The organism is Citrobacter sp. FP75 (genome assembly GCF_018342065.1).
Lineage (GTDB): Bacteria > Pseudomonadota > Gammaproteobacteria > Enterobacterales > Enterobacteriaceae > Citrobacter.
Window position 1 is genome coordinate 377,939 of sequence record NZ_JAFDOE010000003.1, and the last position, 21,256, is coordinate 399,194.

Below are 21,256 nucleotides of genomic sequence, written 5' to 3' on the forward strand. Positions count from 1 at the left end.
ATTGTTCACAGTATTTCCTTTCTTCTGTCTTCTGAACGTGTTTGGGGCAGGTTAACATATTCATGTCAGCTATTAATCTAAGTTTACTTATATTTTAAGTGTGTTAGTCAATGGTTTCAGCTTCATGTAGTGATATGTTCCAAGATTTATCTTATTTTTAAGATTATTCTCTTTCGTGTGTGATCGTTATATAAGTGAATATATAACTCATTGAAATGTGAGCAAAATCGTGTTTTTTTCTCCCAACTCCACACTCTTTTGATCCGGCAACAGCATTTACCCCAATTGGGGTATGCACCTCTAACACATCCTGAAATATCTTACTGTTAAAAATAACTACTCATAAATAGTGCGGTTTTTGATTGTCGTTCAACCCGCTCAGGGAGAGCGTCATTTATGGAAGGGCAATGTCATGGTTGATTTATCCCGTCGAGGCATGTTGACAGGTAGCTGGCGTAACGCCGGCAACGGGATCCGTCCGCCGTGGAGTAAGGAAGAATCACATTTTCTGGCTCATTGCCTTCGTTGTGACGCCTGCGTCCAGGCGTGTGAAACAGACATCCTGCAGCGAGGCCAGGGTGGTTATCCGAGCGTAAATTTCAAACACGGCGAGTGCAGCTTTTGTTACGCCTGCGCGCAAGCCTGCCCCGAATCACTCTTTCTTCCGCGCCACACCAGGGCCTGGGATCTGAATTTTACGATCGGTGAACACTGCCTCGCAAATCAGTCTGTTGAGTGCCATCGCTGTCAGGATAGCTGTGAACCCATGGCCATTGCCTTTCGCCCCACGCTGTCCGGTATTTATCAGCCACAGCTCGACAATCAAGCCTGTAACGGATGCGGTGCGTGCGTCGCCACTTGTCCGGTATCAGCCATTAATGCGGAGTACAACCATGGACACTAACTGGCAGGTTTGCAGCCTGGTCGTTCAGGCCAAAAGTCAGCACATCAACGATATCGCCACGCAGTTACGTTCGTTTCCAGGTTGCGAAGTTGCACTGAGTGATGTGGAGAGCGGACAACTGATCGTGGTGGTAGAAGCAGAGCACAGTGAAACGCTAATGAAAACAATTGAGTCAGTGCGCAACGTTGTGGGCGTGCTGGCGGTGTCGCTGGTTTATCACCAGCAGGATGAGCAAGGTGAGGAAACACCATGAAACTCAGTCGTCGTAGCTTTATGAAAGCTAACGCCGTTGCGGCCGCTGCGGCGGCTGCCGGGTTAAGCGTGCCGGGCGTTGCCCGCGCGGTAGTCGGTCAGCAAGAGGCCATCAAATGGGACAAAGCACCGTGCCGTTTTTGCGGTACCGGTTGTGGCGTATTAGTCGGTACCCAGCAAGGGCGTGTTGTGGCATGTCAGGGCGATCCGGATGCGCCGGTTAACCGTGGCCTTAACTGCATTAAAGGTTATTTCCTGCCGAAAATCATGTACGGAAAAGACCGTTTAACGCAGCCGATGCTGCGCATGAAAGATGGCAAATATCACAAAGAAGGCGAGTTCACCCCAATTAGCTGGGACCAGGCTTTTGATGTGATGGAAGAAAAATTCAAAACGTCACTGAAAGAGAAAGGACCCGATGCCATCGGCATGTTTGGTTCCGGCCAGTGGACCATCTGGGAAGGCTACGCCGCAGCGAAGCTGTTCAAAGCCGGTTTCCGTACTAATAATATCGACCCGAATGCGCGTCACTGCATGGCGTCGGCGGTGGTGGGCTTTATGCGTACCTTCGGTATGGATGAGCCGATGGGCTGCTATGACGATATCGAGCATGCGGATGCTTTCGTGCTGTGGGGCGCGAATATGGCAGAGATGCACCCAATCCTGTGGTCGCGCATCACCAACCGCCGTCTGTCCGATCCCAACGTCAACGTCGCGGTGCTGTCTACCTTCCAGCATCGTAGCTTTGAGCTGGCAGATAACGGCATGGTCTTTACGCCGCAAAGCGATCTGGTGATCCTTAACTACATCGCCAACTACATTATTCAAAACAATGCGATAAACCAGGATTTCTTCAGCAAGCACGTCAATCTGCGCAAAGGCGCGACGGACATTGGCTACGGCTTACGCCCAACGCATCCGCTGGAAAAAGCAGCGAAAAACCCAGGTTCCGATGCTTCTGAGCCGATTAGCTTCGAAGAATACAAAGCGTTTGTCGCGGAATATACGCTGGATAAAACCGCCGAAATGACCGGCGTACCGAAAGATCAGCTGGAACAGCTGGCGCAGCTGTATGCCGATCCGAAGAAGAAAGTCATCTCCTACTGGACGATGGGCTTCAACCAACATACCCGCGGCGTGTGGGCCAACAACCTGGTCTATAACCTGCACCTGCTGACCGGCAAAATCTCTCAGCCAGGCTGTGGACCGTTCTCTCTGACCGGTCAGCCATCCGCTTGTGGTACTGCGCGTGAAGTTGGTACGTTCTCACACCGTCTGCCTGCGGACATGGTGGTAACGAACGAAAAACACCGCGATATCTGCGAGAAGCACTGGAATATTCCGGCGGGGACCATTCCGGCTAAAGTCGGCCTGCACGCCGTGGCGCAGGACCGTGCGCTGAAAGATGGCAAGCTCAATGTCTACTGGGCGATGTGTACCAACAACATGCAGGCCGGTCCGAACATTAACGAAGAGCGTATGCCGGGCTGGCGCGATCCGCGCAACTTCATCATCGTCTCCGATCCGTACCCGACGATCAGCGCCCTGTCGGCCGATCTGATCCTGCCGACCTCAATGTGGGTAGAGAAAGAAGGCGCCTACGGTAACGCGGAACGCCGTACACAGTTCTGGCGTCAGCAGATTAAAGCGCCGGGCGAATCAAAATCGGATCTGTGGCAGTTGGTGCAGTTCTCCCGTCGTTTCAAAACCGAGGAAGTGTGGCCGGAAGAGCTGCTGGCACAGAAACCGGAACTGCGTGGCAAAACGCTGTATGACGTCCTGTTTGCCACGCCAGCAGTGACCAAATTCCCAGTGGCTGAACTGGCTGAAGATCAGCTGAACGATGAATCCCGCGAGCTGGGTTTCTATCTGCAAAAAGGGCTGTTCGAAGAGTACGCCTGGTTTGGCCGCGGTCACGGGCACGACCTTGCGCCATTCGACGATTACCACAAAGCGCGCGGTTTACGCTGGCCGGTGGTCGACGGTAAAGAGACCCAGTGGCGCTACAGCGAAGGCAACGATCCTTACGTGAAAGCGGGTGAAAGCTACAAGTTCTACGGTAAGCCAGACGGTAAAGCGGTCATCTTCGCGCTGCCATTTGAACCTGCCGCCGAAGCGCCAGATAAAGAATACGACCTGTGGCTGTCTACCGGACGTGTGCTGGAGCACTGGCATACCGGCAGCATGACGCGCCGCGTGCCTGAACTGCACCGCGCCTTCCCGGAAGCGGTACTGTTTATCCATCCGCTGGATGCAAAAGCGCGCGATCTGCGTCGTGGAGACAAGGTGAAAGTGGTTTCCCGCCGTGGCGAAGTGATTTCGATTGTTGAAACGCGCGGTCGTAACCGTCCGCCGCAGGGGCTGGTGTATATGCCGTTCTTCGACGCTGCACAGCTGGTGAACAACCTGACGCTGGATGCGACGGATCCGCTCTCTAAAGAGACGGATTTCAAGAAGTGCGCCGTGAAGCTGGCGAAGGTGTAACGCGTTATGTCCCGGTCAGCAAAACCCCAAAATGGCCGCCGCCGCTTTCTGCGCGATATGGTTCGCGCGGCGGGCGGGCTGGCTGCCGTTGGCGTGGCGCTGGGGTTGCAACAGCAAACCGCACGTGCAACCGGCGTGCGGTTGCGCCCGCCAGGGGCATTGAGTGAGGACGCATTTGCCAGCGCCTGCGTGCGTTGTGGACAGTGCGTTCAGGCTTGCCCGTATGACACGCTGAAACTGGCGACGCTGGCCTCCGGGCTGGCGGCCGGTACGCCGTATTTTGTCGCTCGCGATATTCCCTGCGAGATGTGTGAGGACATTCCGTGCGCCAAAGTCTGCCCCAGCGGTGCGTTGGACAGGGAAATTGCATCCATAGACGATTCACGCATGGGGCTGGCAGTACTGCTGGATCACGAGAACTGCCTCAACTATCAGGGGCTACGCTGCGACGTCTGCTATCGCGAGTGCCCGAAGATAGATGAGGCTATCACCCTGGAACTGGACCGCAACATGCGTACCGGCAAGCACGCGCGGTTCATTCCGACCGTGCACAGCGATGCCTGTACCGGTTGTGGGAAATGCGAAAAAGTCTGTGTACTGGAACAACCGGCGATAAAAGTGCTGCCGTTGTCGCTGGCAAAAGGGGAGTTGGGACACCATTACCGCTTCGGTTGGCTGGAGGGGAACAATGGCAAATCGTAAACGTGATGCCGGGCGTGAAGCACGGGCGAAAAAAGGCTGGTGGCGGAGTCACCGTTGGCTGGTGCTGCGTCGTCTGACCCAGTTTCTGGTGTTGGCGATGTTCCTTAGCGGCCCGTGGCTCGGGGTGTGGGTCCTGCATGGCAATTACAGCAGCAGCCTGTTGCTGGATACCATTCCGTTCACCGATCCGCTCATCACCCTGCAAAGCCTCGCCAGCGGGCATCTGCCTGCGACCGTGGCGTTAATCGGGGCCGCCATCATTACGGGGCTGTATGCCCTGGCGGGTAAACGACTGTTTTGCAGTTGGGTTTGTCCGATGAACCCGGTCACCGATTTAGCCAGCTGGCTGCGCAGAAGGTTTGACTTGAATCAGTCCGCGACCATCCCGCGCCATATACGTTACGTCCTGCTGGTGGTTATCCTGGTTGGTTCTGCCCTGACCGGTACGCTGCTGTGGGAATGGATAAACCCGGTCTCTCTGCTGGGACGTAGCCTGGTGTTGGGATTCGGCAGCGGCATACTGCTGATTCTTGCACTGTTTTTATTTGATTTACTGGTCGTTGAGCATGGCTGGTGCGGGCACCTTTGCCCACTTGGCGCGCTATACAGCGTGTTGGGAAGTAAAGGGGCGCTAACCGTTTCGGCGAAAGAACGCGAGAGATGTAACCGCTGTATGGATTGTTTTCATGTTTGCCCGGAACCGCATGTGCTACGTGCCCCGGTGCTGGATGAGCAAAGCCCGGTGCAGGTAACCAGTCGCGATTGCATGGCCTGCGGTCGCTGTGTGGATGTCTGTTCTGAGGATGTTTTTACAATAACAACACGATGGAGTTCGGGAGCGAAATCATGAAAAGCCATGACCTGATTAAAGCGCTGAGTCAAATGACGGCCGCGCTGGCCCTGGTAGTGAGTGGGGCAGTTTGGGCTGCAAACGGAGTGGATCTGAGCCAGTCGCCGGAAGTTTCGGGGACGCAGGAAGGGGCAATTCGCATGCCGAAAGAGCAGGAGCGTATGCCGCTGAACTATGTGAATCAGCCGCCGATGGTCCCGCACAGCGTCGACGGTTACCAGGTAACTACCAACACCAACCGCTGCCTGCAGTGTCACGGCGTTGAAAGCTATCGCACCACCGGCGCGCCGCGTATCAGCCCGACGCACTTTATGGACAGCGACGGTAAAGTACTGGCGGAAGTCGCGCCGCGTCGCTATTTCTGCCTGCAGTGCCATGTCCCGCAAGCTGACGCCGCACCGATTGTCGAAAATACCTTCACCCCCTCGAAAGGTTACGGGAAATAAGAGGTCATTATGGAAAATTCTAACCGTAAACCAGGCTGGATTAAGCGCGTCTGGCAATGGTGGCGTCGCCCCAGCCGTCTGGCGCTCGGCACGCTGTTGTTAATCGGCTTTGTGGGCGGCATTATTTTCTGGGGCGGCTTTAATACCGGTATGGAAAAGGCCAATACTGAAGAGTTCTGCATTAGCTGTCACGAAATGCGCAACACGGTATACCAGGAATACATGGAAACCGTACACTACAACAACCGCAGTGGTGTGCGAGCAACTTGCCCTGATTGCCACGTCCCGCACGAGTGGGGCCCGAAAATGATCCGTAAGATCAAGGCCAGCAAAGAGCTGTACGCGAAAGCACTGGGGTTAATAGATACACCGCAGAAATTTGAAGACCACCGTCTGACGATGGCGCAAAATGAATGGCGGCGTATGAAAGACAATAATTCGCAAGAGTGTCGTAACTGCCACAACTTCGAGTTTATGGATTTAACCGCCCAGAAAGGCGTTGCGGCCAAAATGCACGACCAGGCTGTGAAAGAGGGGCAAACCTGTATTGACTGTCATAAAGGGATAGCACACAAACTGCCTGATATGCGTGAAGTTAAGCCAGGCTTTTAACAGGATGTAAATAATCAGGATGCTTGAGGCCAGAGAACTGCTCTGCGAGCGGGATGACAGAATACTGTTCAGCGAGCTCTCGTTTCGCGTAGACGCGGGGGAGTGGGTGCAAATTACCGGCAGTAACGGCGCGGGGAAAACCACCTTGCTGCGGTTGCTTACCGGGCTGGCTCGTCCTGATGCCGGAGACGTTCTCTGGCACGGTCAACCGCTGCATCAGGTGCGGGACAATTTCCATCAGGAACTGCTGTGGATCGGACATCAGCCGGGGATAAAAACCCGGCTTTCGGCGTTGGAGAATCTGCGTTTCTTTCATCATGACGGCGATATTGCACAGTGTCTGGCGGCACTGGCGCAGGCAGGCCTTGCCGGATATGAAGACATCCCGGTAAATCAGCTTTCCGCTGGACAGCAGCGTCGTGTGGCGCTGGCTCGCCTGTGGCTGACCCGTGCCCGATTGTGGATCCTCGATGAACCCTTCACCGCGATTGACGTCAATGGCGTTGAGCGCCTCACCCAACGTATGGCGCAGCATACGGAACAGGGCGGCATTGTTATTCTGACGACTCACCAGCCTCTCAATGTAGAGACAGATAAAGTGCGGCGCATCGCGCTGACCCGCGAGAGGACAGCGCAATGATGTGGCGAATTTTCCGTTTAGAACTGCGGGTTGCGTTTCGTCATAGTGCAGAGATCGCTAATCCGTTATGGTTCTTCCTGATTGTCATTACGTTATTCCCGCTGAGCATTGGCCCAGAGCCGCAACTGCTGGCGCGAATAGCGCCGGGTATTATCTGGGTGGCGGCATTGCTGGCGTCATTGCTGGCGCTGGAACGCTTATTCCGTGACGATCTGCAGGATGGGAGCCTTGAACAGCTGATGCTACTGCCGCTGCCGTTACCGGCGGTGGTGCTGGCGAAGGTGATGGCGCACTGGGTGGTGACCGGTTTACCGCTGCTTATCCTCTCACCGCTGGTGGCGTTGCTACTAGGCATGGATATGTACGGTTGGCAAATTATGGCGCTGACGTTGCTGCTCGGTACACCGACGCTGGGTTTTCTGGGGGCGCCGGGCGTGGGATTAACGGTGGGCTTAAAGCGTGGCGGCGTGCTGTTGAGCGTGCTGGTGCTGCCGCTCACGATTCCGCTTCTGATTTTTGCCACCGCCGCGATGGATGCTGCCTCAATGCACCTACCCGTTGAAGGCTATATGGCGATTCTGGGCGCGCTGTTGGTCGGGAGTGCGACGTTAAGCCCCTTTGCGACGGCAGCAGCGTTGCGCATTAGTGTGCAGTAGCGCGAGTACGACTTGTAGGCCGGACGAGGCGAAGCCGCCCGCTGGCAAAACGGATTTTATTAATTTACTGAGTCTGGTGACTGAACTATGTGGAAAATACTTCATCAACTGGCGATGCCCCCACGGCTCTATCAGATCTGTGGCTGGTTTATCCCGTGGCTGGCAATTGCCAGCGCAGTGATACTGGCAACGGGATGGATCTGGGGCTTTGGCTTCGCGCCTGCGGATTATCAGCAGGGGCAGAGTTATCGCATCATCTACCTGCACGTCCCAGCGGCAATCTGGTCGATGGGGATTTATGCCTCGATGGCGGTTGCCGCGTTTATCGGCCTGGTCTGGCAGATGAAAATGGCTAATCTGGCGCTGGCTGCGATGGCGCCCGTTGGTGCGGTGTTTACCTTTATTGCGCTGGTGACGGGTTCCGCATGGGGCAAACCGATGTGGGGGACCTGGTGGGTCTGGGATGCCCGACTCACCTCTGAACTGGTGCTGCTGTTTCTCTACGTCGGGGCGATCGCGCTGTGGCATGCGTTTGATGACCGCCGCGTGGCGGGGCGTGCCGCCGGTATTCTGGTGCTGATTGGCGTGGTCAACTTACCGATTATTCACTATTCGGTAGAGTGGTGGAATACGCTGCATCAGGGCTCGACCCGTATGCAGCAAAGCATCGATCCGGCAATGCGCGCGCCGCTGCGGCTGGCGATCGTCGGCTACCTGTTGCTGTTTGTCACGCTGACGCTGATGCGCATGCGTAACCTGATTTTGTTGATGGAAAAACGCCGCCCGTGGGTGAGCGAACTGATCTTAAAAAGAGGCCGCCAATGACCCCTGCATTTGCATCCTGGAGTGATTTTTTCGCGATGGGCGGTTACGCCTTGTATGTCTGGCTGGCTGTGGCGATGAGCGTTATCCCGCTGGTGGTGCTGGTGCTACATTCTGCGTTACAACATCGCGCAATCTTACGCGGCGTGGCGCAGCAGCGAGCGAGAGAAGCGCGTATGCGTGCAGCGCAAGTGCAACGGGAGGCGGCGTGAATATTCGACGTAAAAATCGGCTATGGATAGCCTGTGCGGTACTGGCGGGCCTGGCATTGACCATCACGCTGGTGCTTTACGCGCTGCGTTCCAATATCGACTTGTTCTATACGCCGGGCGAAATACTCTACGGCAAACGTGAAACCCAGCAGATGCCAGAAGTCGGCCAACGACTGCGCGTGGGTGGCATGGTTATGCCGGGCAGCGTGAAGCGCGATCCGCAATCGCTGAAGGTGAATTTTAGCATCTACGACGCCGAAGGCGTGGTGGATGTGACGTATGAAGGCATCCTGCCGGATCTGTTCCGCGAAGGGCAGGGGGTTGTTGTTCAGGGGGAACTGGACGAGGGTAATCATGTACAGGCCAAAGAAGTTCTTGCCAAACATGATGAAAATTACACCCCGCCGGAAGTCGAAAAAGCGATGCAGGAAAACCACCGTCGCCCGGAAAGTGTTTATAAGGATAAAGCGTCATGATGCCTGAAATTGGCAATGGGCTACTGTGCCTGGCGCTCGGCGTTGCATTACTGCTCTCGGTCTATCCGCTGTGGGGCGTAGCGCGTGGCGATGTGCGGATGATGGCCTCTGCGCGGCCATTCGCCTGGCTGTTATTTATCTGTGTGATGGGCGCGTTTCTGATCCTGATTAACGCCTTTGTGGTCAATGACTTTACCGTGACCTACGTTGCCAGCAACTCCAATACCCAGCTTCCGGTCTGGTATCGCGTGGCGGCCACGTGGGGGGCGCATGAGGGCTCGCTGCTGCTGTGGGTACTGCTGATGAGCGGCTGGACGTTCGCCGTGGCGCTGTTTAGCCAGCGCATGCCGCTGGATATCGTCGCCCGCGTGCTGGCGGTGATGGGGATGGTCAGCGTCGGCTTCCTGCTGTTTATTCTGTTTACCTCCAACCCGTTTGCCCGCACGCTGCCCAACTTCCCTATTGAAGGGCGCGACCTGAATCCGCTGTTGCAGGATCCGGGGCTGATTTTCCACCCACCGTTGCTGTATATGGGCTATGTCGGTTTCTCCGTGGCGTTTGCATTTGCCATTGCCGCGCTGATGAGCGGACGGCTGGACAGCACATTCGCCCGTTTTTCGCGTCCGTGGACGCTGGCGGCGTGGGTGTTTCTGACGCTGGGTATTGTGCTGGGTTCTGCCTGGGCCTACTACGAGCTGGGTTGGGGCGGCTGGTGGTTCTGGGATCCGGTGGAGAACGCGTCGTTTATGCCATGGCTGGTGGGGACGGCGTTAATGCACTCCCTGGCCGTTACTGAGCAACGCGCCAGTTTCAAGGCCTGGACGCTGCTGCTCTCGATTTGCGCGTTCTCGCTGTGCTTATTGGGGACGTTCCTTGTGCGTTCGGGTGTGCTGGTGTCGGTGCATGCCTTCGCTTCCGATCCGTCGCGTGGGATGTTCATCCTCGCCTTTATGGTGCTGGTGATCGGCGGCTCTCTGCTGCTGTTTGCGGTACGCGGGCATAAGGTTCGCTCGCGGGTCAATAACGCACTGTGGTCGCGTGAATCGCTGCTGCTGGGGAATAACGTTCTGCTGATTGCCGCCATGCTGGTGGTACTGTTGGGTACGTTGCTGCCGCTGGTACACAAACAGCTGGGGCTGGGCAGTATTTCGATTGGCGAGCCGTTCTTCAATACCATGTTCACCTGGCTGATGGCGCCGTTCGCGCTGCTGTTGGGAATTGGGCCGCTGGTCCGCTGGGGACGTGATCGACCGCGTAAACTGAAAATGTTGCTGATTATCGCGTTTATCACCACGCTGGTGCTGTCTGTGCTGCTGCCGTGGCTGTTTGAAGATCGCATTGCCGCCATGACTGTTGTGGGTATGGCGATGGCATGCTGGATATTTGTGCTGGCCATGTCTGAGGCATTCCTGCGCATTTCACGCGGCACGAAGCTGACGCCAGGCTACTGGGGCATGGTATCGGGCCACGTGGGGCTGGCAGTTACCATTGTCGGTATTGCCTTTAGCCAGAACTACAGCGTTGAGCGTGATGTGCGCATGAAGGCGGGCGATAGCGTCGGCATTCATGATTATCAGTTCACTTTCCGCGAAGTGAAAGATATCACCGGACCCAACTATCGTGGCGGCGTTGCTATTATTGGCGTCACCCGTGACGGTAAACCGGAAGCGACGCTGCATGCAGAAAAACGCTTTTATAACAGTACCAGTTCAATGATGACCGAAGCGGCTATTGACGGCGGATTCACGCGTGACCTGTACGCGGCGTTGGGCGAGGAGCTGGACAACGGCGCATGGGCCGTGCGTCTGTATTACAAACCGTTTATTCGCTGGATTTGGGCCGGAGGGTTACTGATGGCGCTTGGCGGGTTGTTCTGCCTGTTTGATCCGCGCTATCGCCAGCGCACGCGTCCCCGCGCTGCCGGGCAAGAAAAAGCGCCGGAGGCTGTATGAAGCGCAATGCACTGTTAATTCCATTTGTTATTTTTCTCGTGATTGCGGCGGCGCTGTTGTGGCAGCTGGCGCGTAACGCGCAGGGAGACGATCCAACGAATCTGGAGTCGGCGTTGATCGGTAAACCGGTGCCAACATTCCGCCTGGAGTCGCTGGAGAACCCTGGGCAGCATTATCAGGCCGATGTGCTGACGCAGGGTAAACCGGTACTGCTTAACGTCTGGGCGACCTGGTGTCCGACCTGCCGCGCTGAACATCAGTATCTGAACCAGCTTTCGGCGCAGGGAATTCGGGTAGTGGGTCTGAACTATAAAGACGATCGTCAGAAAGCCATCGTCTGGCTAAAAGAGCTGGGCAATCCGTATGCGCTGAGCTTGTTTGACGGCGACGGGATGCTTGGTTTGGATCTGGGGGTATACGGCGCGCCGGAAACGTTCCTGATCGACGGTAAAGGCATTATTCGCTATCGCCATGCCGGTGATTTAAACGCCAGGGTGTGGGAGAGCGAGATCAAACCGTTGTGGGATAAGTACAGTAAGGAGGCTGCGCAATGAGATTTTTACTGGGCGTGCTGATGCTGATTGTCTCTGGTTCGGCGCTGGCAACTATCGACGTGATGCAGTTTAAGGACGAAGCGCAGGAGCAGCAGTTCCGCCAGCTTACCGAACAGTTGCGCTGCCCGAAGTGCCAGAACAACAGCATTGCCGATTCTAACTCGATGATTGCCACCGACCTGCGCCAGAAAGTGTACGAACTGATGCAGGAAGGAAAAAGCCAGAAAGAAATTGTTGATTACATGGTGGCGCGCTACGGCAACTTCGTCACTTACGATCCGCCATTGACGCCGCTTACCGTGCTGCTGTGGGTGATGCCGCTGGTAGCGATTGGTCTGGGGGGCTGGATTATTTTTGCCCGCTCCCGTCGTCGCGTTCGACTTAAGCAGGAAGAATTTCCTGATGATATCACGCCGGATGGCACGCGGGGCGGATGGTGGCTGTTTGCTCCGGGCGTAGTGATTGCGCTGGTGGTAGGTGCGGTGAGTTATTACCAAACCGGTAATTATAAGCAGGTGCAAGTCTGGCAACAGGCTACCGCCCAAGCCCCGGCGTTGCTGGAACGCGCGTTGGATCCGAAAGCTGAGCCGCTGAATGAAGAAGACATGACGCGTCTGGCGCTGGGTCTGCGTACACGTTTGCAGGCCGACCCTGCCAACGTTGAAGGTTGGATCATGCTCGGGCGTATTGGCATGGTATTAGGAAACGCCAGCACGGCGACCGAAGCTTACGCCAACGCTTACCGGCTGGATCCTAAAAATAGCGATGCCGCGCTGGGCTATGCGGAAGCGTTGACCCGTTCCTCCGATCCGGACGATAACCGTCGGGGAGGGGAGCTGTTAAGCCAACTGGTCAGGAGCGATCACGCCAACGTCCGTGTTCTGAGTATGTATGCGTTTAATGCGTTTGAGCAGCAGCGCTTTGGCGAAGCAGTCGCCGCGTGGGAGATGATGCTGAAATTATTACCCGCCAACGATACCCGCCGGTCGGTGATTGAGCGCAGCATTAAACAGGCGATGGAGCAGCTGTCGCCGCAGGAAAAATAGGTGCTAAAAATGCCCGGTAAGTAGCAGCGAATCGGGCATTTCTTCGGCTATTGCAAGCCGCGCGTTTGCAAAAACAGGATGGTGGCGGCAACGCGAGAGCGCACATTGAGTTTGCGCAGCAGATTGCGAATATGCACCTTTACCGTTTGTTCTGAAATATTCAGCACTGACGCGATCTGTTTGTTAGACAGTCCCTGTGCCAGTTCGTGTAAAACATCCAGTTCACGTTCGGTAAGCATGCTGAACGGATCTTCTTGTGCGCCAAACAGGTCGCGTTCTCGCAGATAGTTGCTGACGCGTTCGCTGAAGGCTTTACCACCTTTGGCACCACTGCGAATGGCCTCCAGCAGAACTTCCGGATCGCTGTCTTTTAGCAAATAACCGTCAGCGCCAGCATCAATTAAGGCGTACACATCGCTGGCGGAATCCGACACGGTAAGAATGATAATTTGTGCCGTGACGCCATCCCGACGCAGTGCATTCAGGGTATCCAGCCCGCTCAATCCTTTCATATTGAGATCAAGCAGGATCACATCCAGTTCAAGCCGGTTAGCCAGATCGATAGCACTCGCGCCATCACCGGCTTCGGCAATGACCTCAAATGCGCTATCCAGTTGCAATAATTGACTAATTCCTCGCCGCATAAGTGGGTGGTCGTCAACAATCAGCACCCGAAAAGGCGTTGCTTCAGGCATATTTTTCTCCTGAGTTTTTATTAGTATCATTATTGTTTTCAGCGCATAAATCGTCCAGATTCATCGCACTGATGAGAGGATAAATTTTACCCCAATTTGTACATGGGTAAGTAGTAAAACCTGTGCAGGAGGCGGTGGTATTAGCAGGGGATGCTGAAGCGTATAGACCTTGCCGCACACGGAAGAGAATGATCGCCTTAAACAGTCCTGGGCCACCAGCAGGATGCTGCTGATCTGGATATGGCAACGGAAGTTGAATCGCACGCACTTATTGCGTGGAAAAGTATCGTGTAACGCTTAAGCGAATCAACCCCGAGATCCTAAAAATATTAGCTGGCCTGACTCTCAATTCACCAAATAACTGAATTCTATAAAACAATACCGATGATGGTGTTGACCAGTTTCGATATTGTTTACATCTTTAATGATAACTTATTTTCCTAGCAGAGAGACTTTTAATCTTCTTAAAGAAGTAATGAAGTCTTTTTTACCAAATACTTTAAATAAATTAAACCACCTGTTCTTACCGAGGTAATTTAACTTTATCAATTGTGGGTTGTAATGGTAACACATTATAAAAATACCTTGGTCGTCATCAACTATATTGTTTTTAAGTGTTTCGATTTGACAATGACAAACCAGCTTATAAAATTCCTTCCATTTTTTTTGCGTTGCTACAATTGCACCACCAATAATATAAGAGCGGTTATTAATCATGTGGTCGAAAACTTGACGGATAGTATTAACGGTCAAGCCTCTTTTAATTGTGAATAGGTTAACTTTGTTTTTGTTAAATGGATAACTCCATTGAGACAATCCTCTCGTTATCTCTGCATCGCGACAGTAGCCAAAATCAACCCATGCGATCATTTCACTATTCACAAGCTTTAACTCTATTGCTTTGTTTACAAAGTATGCTTTTAGGTTGCAAACTAGCGTGTAGTCTGAAGACCAGTATTCAGGATTTTTTAACTGGCGAGTTTCAAGCTTATTCCTGAATTCGTCGTCTTTTTGAATCTGTGAAATTCTTTTTTTGATATGTCGAAATTTTTTATTAATGTCTAAAGCTACTACAATAGTGCTCTTCCCATTTCTAATTTTTTCAATTTTTGGTTTGAGATCGCTGGATGTAAAGATGATCATATCATTATCGAGTTCAGACAGATTTTTAAAATACTGAATATAGGTGTCAGATGTTCTCTCTAAATGTGGAGAGAAGCCTTTATTGCTCGTCCAACTTCCGCGCCCTATATCAAAAAATGCTGTAACGATGGTAATAGATGAATTCATTTTTATGCAATCCGTGTTTTTACTTATCCAATAACTAATTAATTGTTGAAACTATATTTTTTTTGAAGTGTATCACATCACGGCATTCTATCAGTATCAACATAGAGCGGGAAGCATAATGTGATATTTAAAATGCCAAGCCTGGATTGCAGTTATGGACTCTTGGGGGTCTCAAAAAATATCCAGAATAACAGGTTATCACGGCATATTATTATATGATAAATAATATACTGCGATATTATTTGTTATTTATTTATCCCCGAATGTGATGACCATGGATTACTACATACCAGCCTCTTCAACATTTCCTGAACAGTACGGCTTATCTGCTTTTTCTCGTGCTTGCTGGCATCTGTGTTGATCGCTGGAGTAATTCCCCGTTACTTCCCCGTTCAGAAAGCAGGCATAAAAAAACCAACCGTAGAAGGTTGGTTTTTTTGGCACGAGAGGGTATGAATTTGGTGTTTATTTCTTTGTTTTATATGGTTTTTAATAATTATATTATCAATATTTAGTCCCAAATCTAGTCCCAAAAAATTACATGTAAGCAGTCATAACCGATATCAGCAAGTATTAAAAAATACGTAAATTCATTGAGCGTATAGACATGAGATATTTTTAAAGTAACTGCATCAGCCATCAGCCATCAGCCATCAGCCATCAGCCATCAGCCATCAGCCATCAGCCATCAGCCATCAGCCATCAGCAACGACCATTAACGGTGCTTCGCAAATCGTGTGGTTAAGAGCGTGGTCACTTAAAATTTATAATCATTTTCTTCTCAATATTTAAATGCGGAATTTTAGCCATCTAATGAAACTTAATTTCCCAAACTTAAAATCGCATCAGATATGATTATTCACTTAGAACAGGTGCATGATTTACATAACTTCTACTCAGTGCATCTAACGTAACAACCTGATGTTAAATATTCGAATCAAAAGGTCTGTTCGTACAACAATCTGCTCTTTTTTGCAATAGTTATCGGGATTTTCATCGTAACATATTGGAACTATTCATTTTATAACTCTTGTTTTGTGCGAAAATTAACCGCTTATTAAATGTTTAATATTTTTTTTAAGTTTTTTATAAAAATGCCGCCCTAATTTTATTAGTGGTGGGTTATTTTTCAAACCCATTGACTTATAGATATGTAATAAGGATTATATAACTGGAGTTGTTATGAATGTGGCAAGGTTTGTATTAGTGTTATCAATGTTAATGATAGCAACATCTTCATTTTCCATTAATAACCAAATAGTTGGAGTGCTTTTTTCAATAATATCATTTATTATCTGTTTTTCAAAAAAAACAGTTAAGCGATATAAAAATAGGAGTGAGATTTTTAATATAATTGAAAATCATGTAGAGATTCAAAAAAAAGAAGAATCTCTCTATATAGATCAATATTTAATTAATGGTTTCATTATTGATAAAACTAACGAAGAAATCACATTTGTTAAAATAGAACAAGATAAAAATAATATTTCTTTAAAAAAATATATGTTTTATGATATTCTAAATATAGAGCTAATAGTTGATGAAGTTGTTACGATAAAAAATCAGCCAGGATCATCAATAGGGGGGGTAATTGTTGGAGGAATATTAGCTGGAGGGATTGGTGCTATCATCGGAGCATCTGTCAATCAGAAAACTACGCAAGTAAAAAATATTAATGAAATAAAAATTAGAATTGCAATAAATGATGTACATACCCCATTTATTGATATGTGTTTGTTTAAGAAAACAAAATCAAATATATCAGACTCTATACTAAAAGACATCGATACGGCATATTTTAAATTAAAGTTGGTGCTGGTAACTTCTGATACTAAAAAAGATAGCATGCAAAAGAAAGAAATTGATAATGTGAAAATATATAATGAATCGAAAGATGAAAGCGGTTTTATAGCAAATAACTTCGTGATATTTTTTGTTTCTATCATCTTATGCTGTTTTTTCTATATGACAGTTATAAATAAGGGGGGTAGTGATAATGATATTAATGTCCAACGGCAAGACGGCGACGGAGGTGTAATACTTCCACAAGAAGCATGCTATTATCTTAGGGAACTTTCATTTATTAACCCACCATCGGAATACAAACCTTCAACTAAATATTCAGATGACTACATGTGTGGTACAGTGTATTATGAAATAATGTCAAAAAAAGGAAAAAACAATAACATAGCATATTATGTTAGTGGTGAATTAAATAGCGTAAATAAAATGATGGTTATGGTTAACATAAACAATTCAGAGCGAGGAATACTCAATGAGTCGATGAAATTATATAGAAATGCAGCAAGTGAGTTATTAAAAAAGGCCATTAAAAACAAATCAATTGATTCGATCTTGTCAAAAATAAACGATGATAAAGAAGGAGAATGGATTGTAAATGGATGGAATGTGTCATCAACGAAAGAGATATGGAGTACCGGGAGAGGGTATGAGTACAGATTTACAATACAAAAAATATCATTTCCAATATCCAACTCTGACGTGCCAAATTAGCATGTAATTTAAGCCGTTAATAGTGAGGCAATGTATAAGACGTAGTATTTGTAGAATACTACCCTGATTACTGTTTTTACATTCTAATTTTCCCAAGAATAGAAGTTTATATTTTTAGGATGATAGAATAATAAAATATAATCTGAAGGATATTATAGTGCAAGTATGTGCATTAATTTTTAATTTAGTTCCATTGTTGCTATGTACAATCATTTATGTAAGGTACTTACTGAATAAGTAACCTTGTAAGAGAGGGCGCAGAGCCGTGGTTGTAAAGATACTCTGGCCCTTTTCTTGGCAACAGTTAGTTTTGGGGATGAATAAGTTGATATTTGCCTTTGGAACTGTGTAGTTCAGTCTGTTAAATTAGTTCATATGTTTATTGACTGCATTGGTAGTATTGTTAATGAACCAAATTTGCATGTTATAAGTTGGTTCGTTCTCACTCCTTATTATCTCAATGCAACCTTGTTGTATCAGTATAACTTATTGAAAATAAAGCTATCATGAATAATGAACATAGTGAACTAACTGAGCCGACATACTTTTATTAAATATAATCTTCCGGTAAGTGTTGGATTACGTATACATTTAATTGACGTCCATCAATACGAGGTGACTTACGCTGATATCCTCTTCCACTGGAAGGCGGCGTTAACATTCCTACTTTTTTAAGAACTTCTGCAAACGTTCTTGAGTTAAATCCTTTTGCCATCTCTTTTTCAAATGTCGCAGGAAAAGTGTAAAAAAGCGTTGGGTCAGTATCATTAATGCCTTTTTTTCTGTATCCAGCAAGATTGTTAATCGGCATATCTCTTGGATCATAGGGGATGGTTGCAAAACGACTTAAGCCATAAGCATTAAGAAACTCACTGCATTGTCCTATTATTTGCTGATATTCCTTATTGCCTGTTCCAAATTCTTTTAGCCAAGAGTCATAGCTATGCTGTATAGCGTCTTGACATATTTGCATATTCCAACCAGTAATAAATTCACTTAAAATCAATGCAGCTTCAAGAATGGCGAACCTTGAACCTACGCGGTGTACCTGTTCGCCATAATCAACGGGAATAAAATTACGCCAACGAATTTCGCATTGACGTATTATATCAACTGCATAAGATTGATTATCAGCAAGCCATTTTATCCATTCACGGCCTGCTGTGCCATGATTGTGTTGGTATGCATTTTTTAAGGCATCAGCATGTTGCTTACCATTCTGGTGTTCATGAAAATTTACGGCTTTACTTAGCGGTATATTTAGTAATCTTACTAACTGTCCTGCTTTAGTTTTGCGTCCTGTAGCAGAAATAAACGTTTCGAGATCTATCTCTCCGGTACTGATTGCTACCGTGCGCCAACGTTTTAAATCACGGTTACCACCTTCCTTCGCTCCTTGTAATTTCCCTACACCATTAAATAATGAATATGCTGATTGTGATACACTGACCGGATCTGCTCCTTGTCCTACCTCATCTAGTGGCATCAATGCGTCATTGTGAGAGGCTGCTTCATTTGCTAATCCTAAAGCGGTTCCATACCATGTCAGGCGTAATAAGTCAGGATTTCCGTATAAGCTGCTTGCTACATTTGCTGTAGTTGTTTTACCTGCGCTGGATTGTTCATAAAAATGAATCCCAAAACCATCAGCGCCTGATAAAGCAATTAAAGGGGCTGATAGAGCAGCCGCTATAGCTGTCATCATAGAGAAATTACCATAGGCTAGTCGTGCAATGTTCTCTTGCCAACTTTTTGTTGTTCCCTTAATTGTATATCCGGCTGCGGCTGAACTTCTGCCACTGAATAATACAGGCTTTTCTGGTGTTCCAATGATCTCTCCATCTGGCATGATATATGCGCCATTTTGCCAGCCTGTTGTATGTGAGATGGCCCATAATTCTTGTGTGCCGCTGCGCTGTAGCCAATCTGCAAGGATTGCTCGTAAGTGGCTCTTCGTTGTTATATTTACCCCACCAGCTTTAAGAGTTCGCCATCCTTCGCGTTCACCAACATCTGCCAGAGGCATCGCAAAGGTGGTTAGTGATGCGGCACCAAAAGCGTGCCAACGAAGAATCAGATACTGATCTTTGTCATCTCGCCCAGTCCCAATTATTTCAATAGGGGATGAAAGCCAGTTTTCATTATTGATCACCTCGCCTGTTTCTTTCTCTACTTTCGGTGTAACCCAAAAAACACCATCTTTACGGTTTTCTATATGCGCTTTTAGCGGATCATTAGATGAAGAATTTTTCATTTCAACTTCGGTATAGGATATGTTTTTTTGTGCATTTTTTTCTGGCTGGTATGTGGACTCGTTAAATACTGTAGTAGCGATTTCGATCCCAAATTGCTGATGGAAATCGTTCCAGTCCATTTTACTATTCCCTGGTGGTAGAGCTATCCATCCACGTGTTGATAATGCTGCTTTTTCTGCGGCATTTTTTCCAGTGTTTTGATGTCCTTCTTGCTGATCATTATCCGCAGCAATGATGATCCTTGCGTTTGGATATTTATGGCTCATTATTTGTGCCACGTGGATCAGATTTCCTGCATCAATAGCCGCTATGGTCAGCGCCTCCGGGTGCATAAGATAAACGGAGAGGGCTGTTGCTAACCCTTCAGCTATAATAATAATATCTGTAGTTTCAGGTTTGTTTACTGCATGGAATGCTCCCCGTTTTGCAGAACCAGATAGCAAACGCTTGTCGCCATTGATAGTGATTATTTGGGCTGCTACCACTACATCAGAATCATTAACTAATGAAAGTAATAGGGAACCATCAGACATAATAGGATAATTAAACCCAACAAGACCCTTTGATTTCAGATAGTCTGATTCTCCAGCTAACGCCTTTTTGCTCATATCATGATAGCGATGAATAAACTCTTTACGTCGTTGTTTTATGTCATCAATTTTTCTCTTTTGATATGCTTCCTTACGCTGAAAGCATTCCATCTCTTGTTTTTTCTTTTGGCTGGTGGATAGAGGGAATTGACAATCAATATTTAATACACTAGCAACCGCCATAGCAGCCTGTGCTGTTTCCATTTTAAGTGTCTTTTTAACCAAATCTAATCCATCACCAGCCCCGCACTGATTGCAGATATGTGAACCTCGCCCATCATCATCAAAACGGAATCGATCATGCCCTCCACATGCGGGGCATGCTACTTGTGCACGAGGAGAACGTGGAACATTAATATTCAATCCCGCAAGAATAAAAGGCCATTGACCTGCTGCGGCAGTAGTTACCATACGAATGATATCTATATTTCTCATATTTCCTCCCAAAATTCCATCCAGTCTTCTGATAGTTTTGATAATGCAATATTTCGTTCTTTGTATTCGATATCTTCGCTTATTAATCTACGGTCTATACCATGTAGATATGAGAGATGACTAAGCTGTTTTAGGTTTATATGTTTTCTGATGTTATAATTAATATTATTTTCTTTGGCCCACTCTTTTTCTGTCTTTCCATTTAAGACGTGTTTTGCAATCATTTTATTTTCGTTGGCATAATGGTATGAATGTGTTTCCTTACCTACCTGCAACCTACTTTCCTGTAGTGATTTACGCATCAGTTCATTGTTTTTTCTAAGTTCTAATAACAATTGACTTTTCATGTTTGAAGTCATGATTATACCTCTTTAATTATATTTTATAGGTGGGTTTGAACTCTGGAAATTATATTTTATCTTTTGGTTTTGTTTTTTCTTGATTCTGATACTCTCTGCTCTAACCATAATAAAACTTCATCTTCGAACCACCCGATACGGCGCAGTCCAATACGGAACCCACAAGGAAATTCGCCAGCATTAATCATTTCCTGAAGTGAGCTATCTGATTTTAAACGAAGTATATTTTTAACTTCCGGTTTAAGCAAAATTTTACATGTTGGGTTGTTCATTTTATTTTCTCCTGTTCCATTTTCTAATTAAATTTGCATCAAAGACGGTTACCCCTTTCGAAAGTTTGTAGGGCTTAGGAAAACTAGCGGTTTTGGCATAGCGCCATACAGTGCTTACATGCACACCGAGATACAGTGCTACATGCTTTGCACGGACATTGCCACTAAGCGGGAAAAAATAATGCCCTGATTTCATACGATTACCTGCTATTGGTTGCTATCGATAATCGTAGTTTAA

At 48.3% G+C, this 21,256-nt stretch carries 22 protein-coding genes and 1 pseudogene; 16 read left to right on the top strand and 7 right to left on the bottom strand.

Annotation, left to right across the window (positions count from 1 at the left end; translation table 11 throughout):
- Positions 1–412: 412 nt before the first annotated feature.
- The 15 genes from napF (at position 413) to JQ822_RS13125 (ending at position 12,608) form a co-directional block, all read left to right on the top strand.
- Positions 413–904, top strand: coding sequence for a ferredoxin-type protein NapF (napF, locus tag JQ822_RS13055; RefSeq protein WP_213133811.1), 492 nt, complete (start codon positions 413–415; stop codon positions 902–904).
- Entirely contained in the window at positions 894–1,157 is a 264-nt protein-coding gene (gene napD / locus JQ822_RS13060; protein ID WP_213133812.1) for a chaperone NapD, read from the top strand. Before napF ends, napD begins: the two co-directional genes overlap by 11 nt.
- The gene (gene napA / locus JQ822_RS13065; protein WP_213133813.1) at positions 1,154–3,640 is read left to right on the top strand and encodes a nitrate reductase catalytic subunit NapA; all 2,487 of its coding nucleotides are present in this window, start codon (positions 1,154–1,156) and stop codon (positions 3,638–3,640) included. Before napD ends, napA begins: the two co-directional genes overlap by 4 nt.
- A gap of 6 nt (positions 3,641–3,646) precedes the next feature.
- The gene (napG, locus tag JQ822_RS13070) at positions 3,647–4,342 is read left to right on the top strand and encodes a ferredoxin-type protein NapG (protein WP_213133814.1); all 696 of its coding nucleotides are present in this window, start codon (positions 3,647–3,649) and stop codon (positions 4,340–4,342) included.
- The gene (gene napH / locus JQ822_RS13075) at positions 4,329–5,192 is read left to right on the top strand and encodes a quinol dehydrogenase ferredoxin subunit NapH (protein ID WP_213133815.1); all 864 of its coding nucleotides are present in this window, start codon (positions 4,329–4,331) and stop codon (positions 5,190–5,192) included. Before napG ends, napH begins: the two co-directional genes overlap by 14 nt.
- Entirely contained in the window at positions 5,189–5,638 is a 450-nt protein-coding gene (napB, locus tag JQ822_RS13080) for a nitrate reductase cytochrome c-type subunit (RefSeq protein ID WP_135321246.1), read from the top strand. The genes napH and napB overlap by 4 nt, the downstream gene beginning before the upstream one ends.
- Positions 5,639–5,647: 9 nt before the next feature.
- The gene (gene napC / locus JQ822_RS13085; RefSeq protein WP_096756434.1) at positions 5,648–6,250 is read left to right on the top strand and encodes a cytochrome c-type protein NapC; all 603 of its coding nucleotides are present in this window, start codon (positions 5,648–5,650) and stop codon (positions 6,248–6,250) included.
- 13 nt (positions 6,251–6,263) lie between these two features.
- On the top strand, positions 6,264–6,890 hold the full coding sequence (ccmA, locus tag JQ822_RS13090) for a cytochrome c biogenesis heme-transporting ATPase CcmA (RefSeq protein WP_342344244.1): 627 nt from the start codon (positions 6,264–6,266) through the stop codon (positions 6,888–6,890).
- On the top strand, positions 6,887–7,546 hold the full coding sequence (gene ccmB / locus JQ822_RS13095) for a heme exporter protein CcmB (RefSeq protein WP_045445367.1): 660 nt from the start codon (positions 6,887–6,889) through the stop codon (positions 7,544–7,546). The genes ccmA and ccmB overlap by 4 nt, the downstream gene beginning before the upstream one ends.
- A gap of 87 nt (positions 7,547–7,633) precedes the next feature.
- Positions 7,634–8,371 (top strand): heme ABC transporter permease, encoded by a 738-nt coding sequence (locus JQ822_RS13100; protein WP_213133817.1) that lies wholly within the window; start codon positions 7,634–7,636, stop codon positions 8,369–8,371.
- Positions 8,368–8,580, top strand: coding sequence for a heme exporter protein CcmD (gene ccmD / locus JQ822_RS13105; protein ID WP_020996676.1), 213 nt, complete (start codon positions 8,368–8,370; stop codon positions 8,578–8,580). Before JQ822_RS13100 ends, ccmD begins: the two co-directional genes overlap by 4 nt.
- A complete protein-coding gene (gene ccmE, locus JQ822_RS13110) occupies positions 8,577–9,056 on the top strand; it encodes a cytochrome c maturation protein CcmE (RefSeq protein ID WP_135321249.1) in 480 nt (159 codons plus the stop codon). The genes ccmD and ccmE overlap by 4 nt, the downstream gene beginning before the upstream one ends.
- Positions 9,053–11,008: a heme lyase CcmF/NrfE family subunit gene (locus JQ822_RS13115; protein WP_213133818.1), complete on the top strand. Its 1,956-nt coding sequence runs from the start codon at positions 9,053–9,055 to the stop codon at positions 11,006–11,008. The genes ccmE and JQ822_RS13115 overlap by 4 nt, the downstream gene beginning before the upstream one ends.
- Entirely contained in the window at positions 11,005–11,562 is a 558-nt protein-coding gene (gene dsbE, locus JQ822_RS13120; RefSeq protein WP_213133819.1) for a thiol:disulfide interchange protein DsbE, read from the top strand. The genes JQ822_RS13115 and dsbE overlap by 4 nt, the downstream gene beginning before the upstream one ends.
- Entirely contained in the window at positions 11,559–12,608 is a 1,050-nt protein-coding gene (locus tag JQ822_RS13125; protein WP_213133820.1) for a cytochrome c-type biogenesis protein CcmH, read from the top strand. The genes dsbE and JQ822_RS13125 overlap by 4 nt, the downstream gene beginning before the upstream one ends.
- Before the next feature lie 47 nt (positions 12,609–12,655).
- Here the strand turns inward: JQ822_RS13125 and narP are convergent, their stop codons facing one another.
- The 3 genes and pseudogenes from narP to JQ822_RS13140 form a co-directional block, all read right to left on the bottom strand.
- Positions 12,656–13,303, bottom strand: a complete 648-nt coding sequence (gene narP, locus JQ822_RS13130) for a nitrate/nitrite response regulator protein NarP (protein ID WP_213133821.1) — start codon at positions 13,301–13,303, stop codon at positions 12,656–12,658.
- A gap of 432 nt (positions 13,304–13,735) precedes the next feature.
- The gene (yibB, locus tag JQ822_RS13135; protein WP_213133822.1) at positions 13,736–14,593 is read right to left on the bottom strand and encodes a protein YibB; all 858 of its coding nucleotides are present in this window, start codon (positions 14,591–14,593) and stop codon (positions 13,736–13,738) included.
- A gap of 245 nt (positions 14,594–14,838) precedes the next feature.
- Positions 14,839–14,961, bottom strand: a pseudogene (locus tag JQ822_RS13140) (DinI family protein); the annotation flags it as partial.
- Between the two features lie 814 nt (positions 14,962–15,775).
- Here JQ822_RS13140 and JQ822_RS13145 point away from each other — a divergent pair.
- Entirely contained in the window at positions 15,776–17,107 is a 1,332-nt protein-coding gene (locus JQ822_RS13145; RefSeq protein WP_213133823.1) for a hypothetical protein, read from the top strand.
- A 550-nt stretch (positions 17,108–17,657) separates the two neighbouring features.
- Here the strand turns inward: JQ822_RS13145 and JQ822_RS13150 are convergent.
- The 4 genes from JQ822_RS13150 to JQ822_RS13165 are packed head-to-tail and all read right to left on the bottom strand — an operon-like array spanning position 17,658 to position 21,214.
- Positions 17,658–20,387, bottom strand: coding sequence for a TOPRIM and DUF927 domain-containing protein (locus JQ822_RS13150; protein WP_213133824.1), 2,730 nt, complete (start codon positions 20,385–20,387; stop codon positions 17,658–17,660).
- Positions 20,384–20,746, bottom strand: a complete 363-nt coding sequence (locus tag JQ822_RS13155; protein ID WP_213133825.1) for a hypothetical protein — start codon at positions 20,744–20,746, stop codon at positions 20,384–20,386. Before JQ822_RS13155 ends, JQ822_RS13150 begins: the two co-directional genes overlap by 4 nt.
- Before the next feature lie 56 nt (positions 20,747–20,802).
- A complete protein-coding gene (locus tag JQ822_RS13160; protein WP_213133826.1) occupies positions 20,803–21,018 on the bottom strand; it encodes a helix-turn-helix transcriptional regulator in 216 nt (71 codons plus the stop codon).
- Between the two features lies 1 nt (position 21,019).
- Positions 21,020–21,214 (bottom strand): helix-turn-helix transcriptional regulator, encoded by a 195-nt coding sequence (locus JQ822_RS13165; RefSeq protein ID WP_213133827.1) that lies wholly within the window; start codon positions 21,212–21,214, stop codon positions 21,020–21,022.
- Positions 21,215–21,256 lie beyond the last annotated feature (42 nt).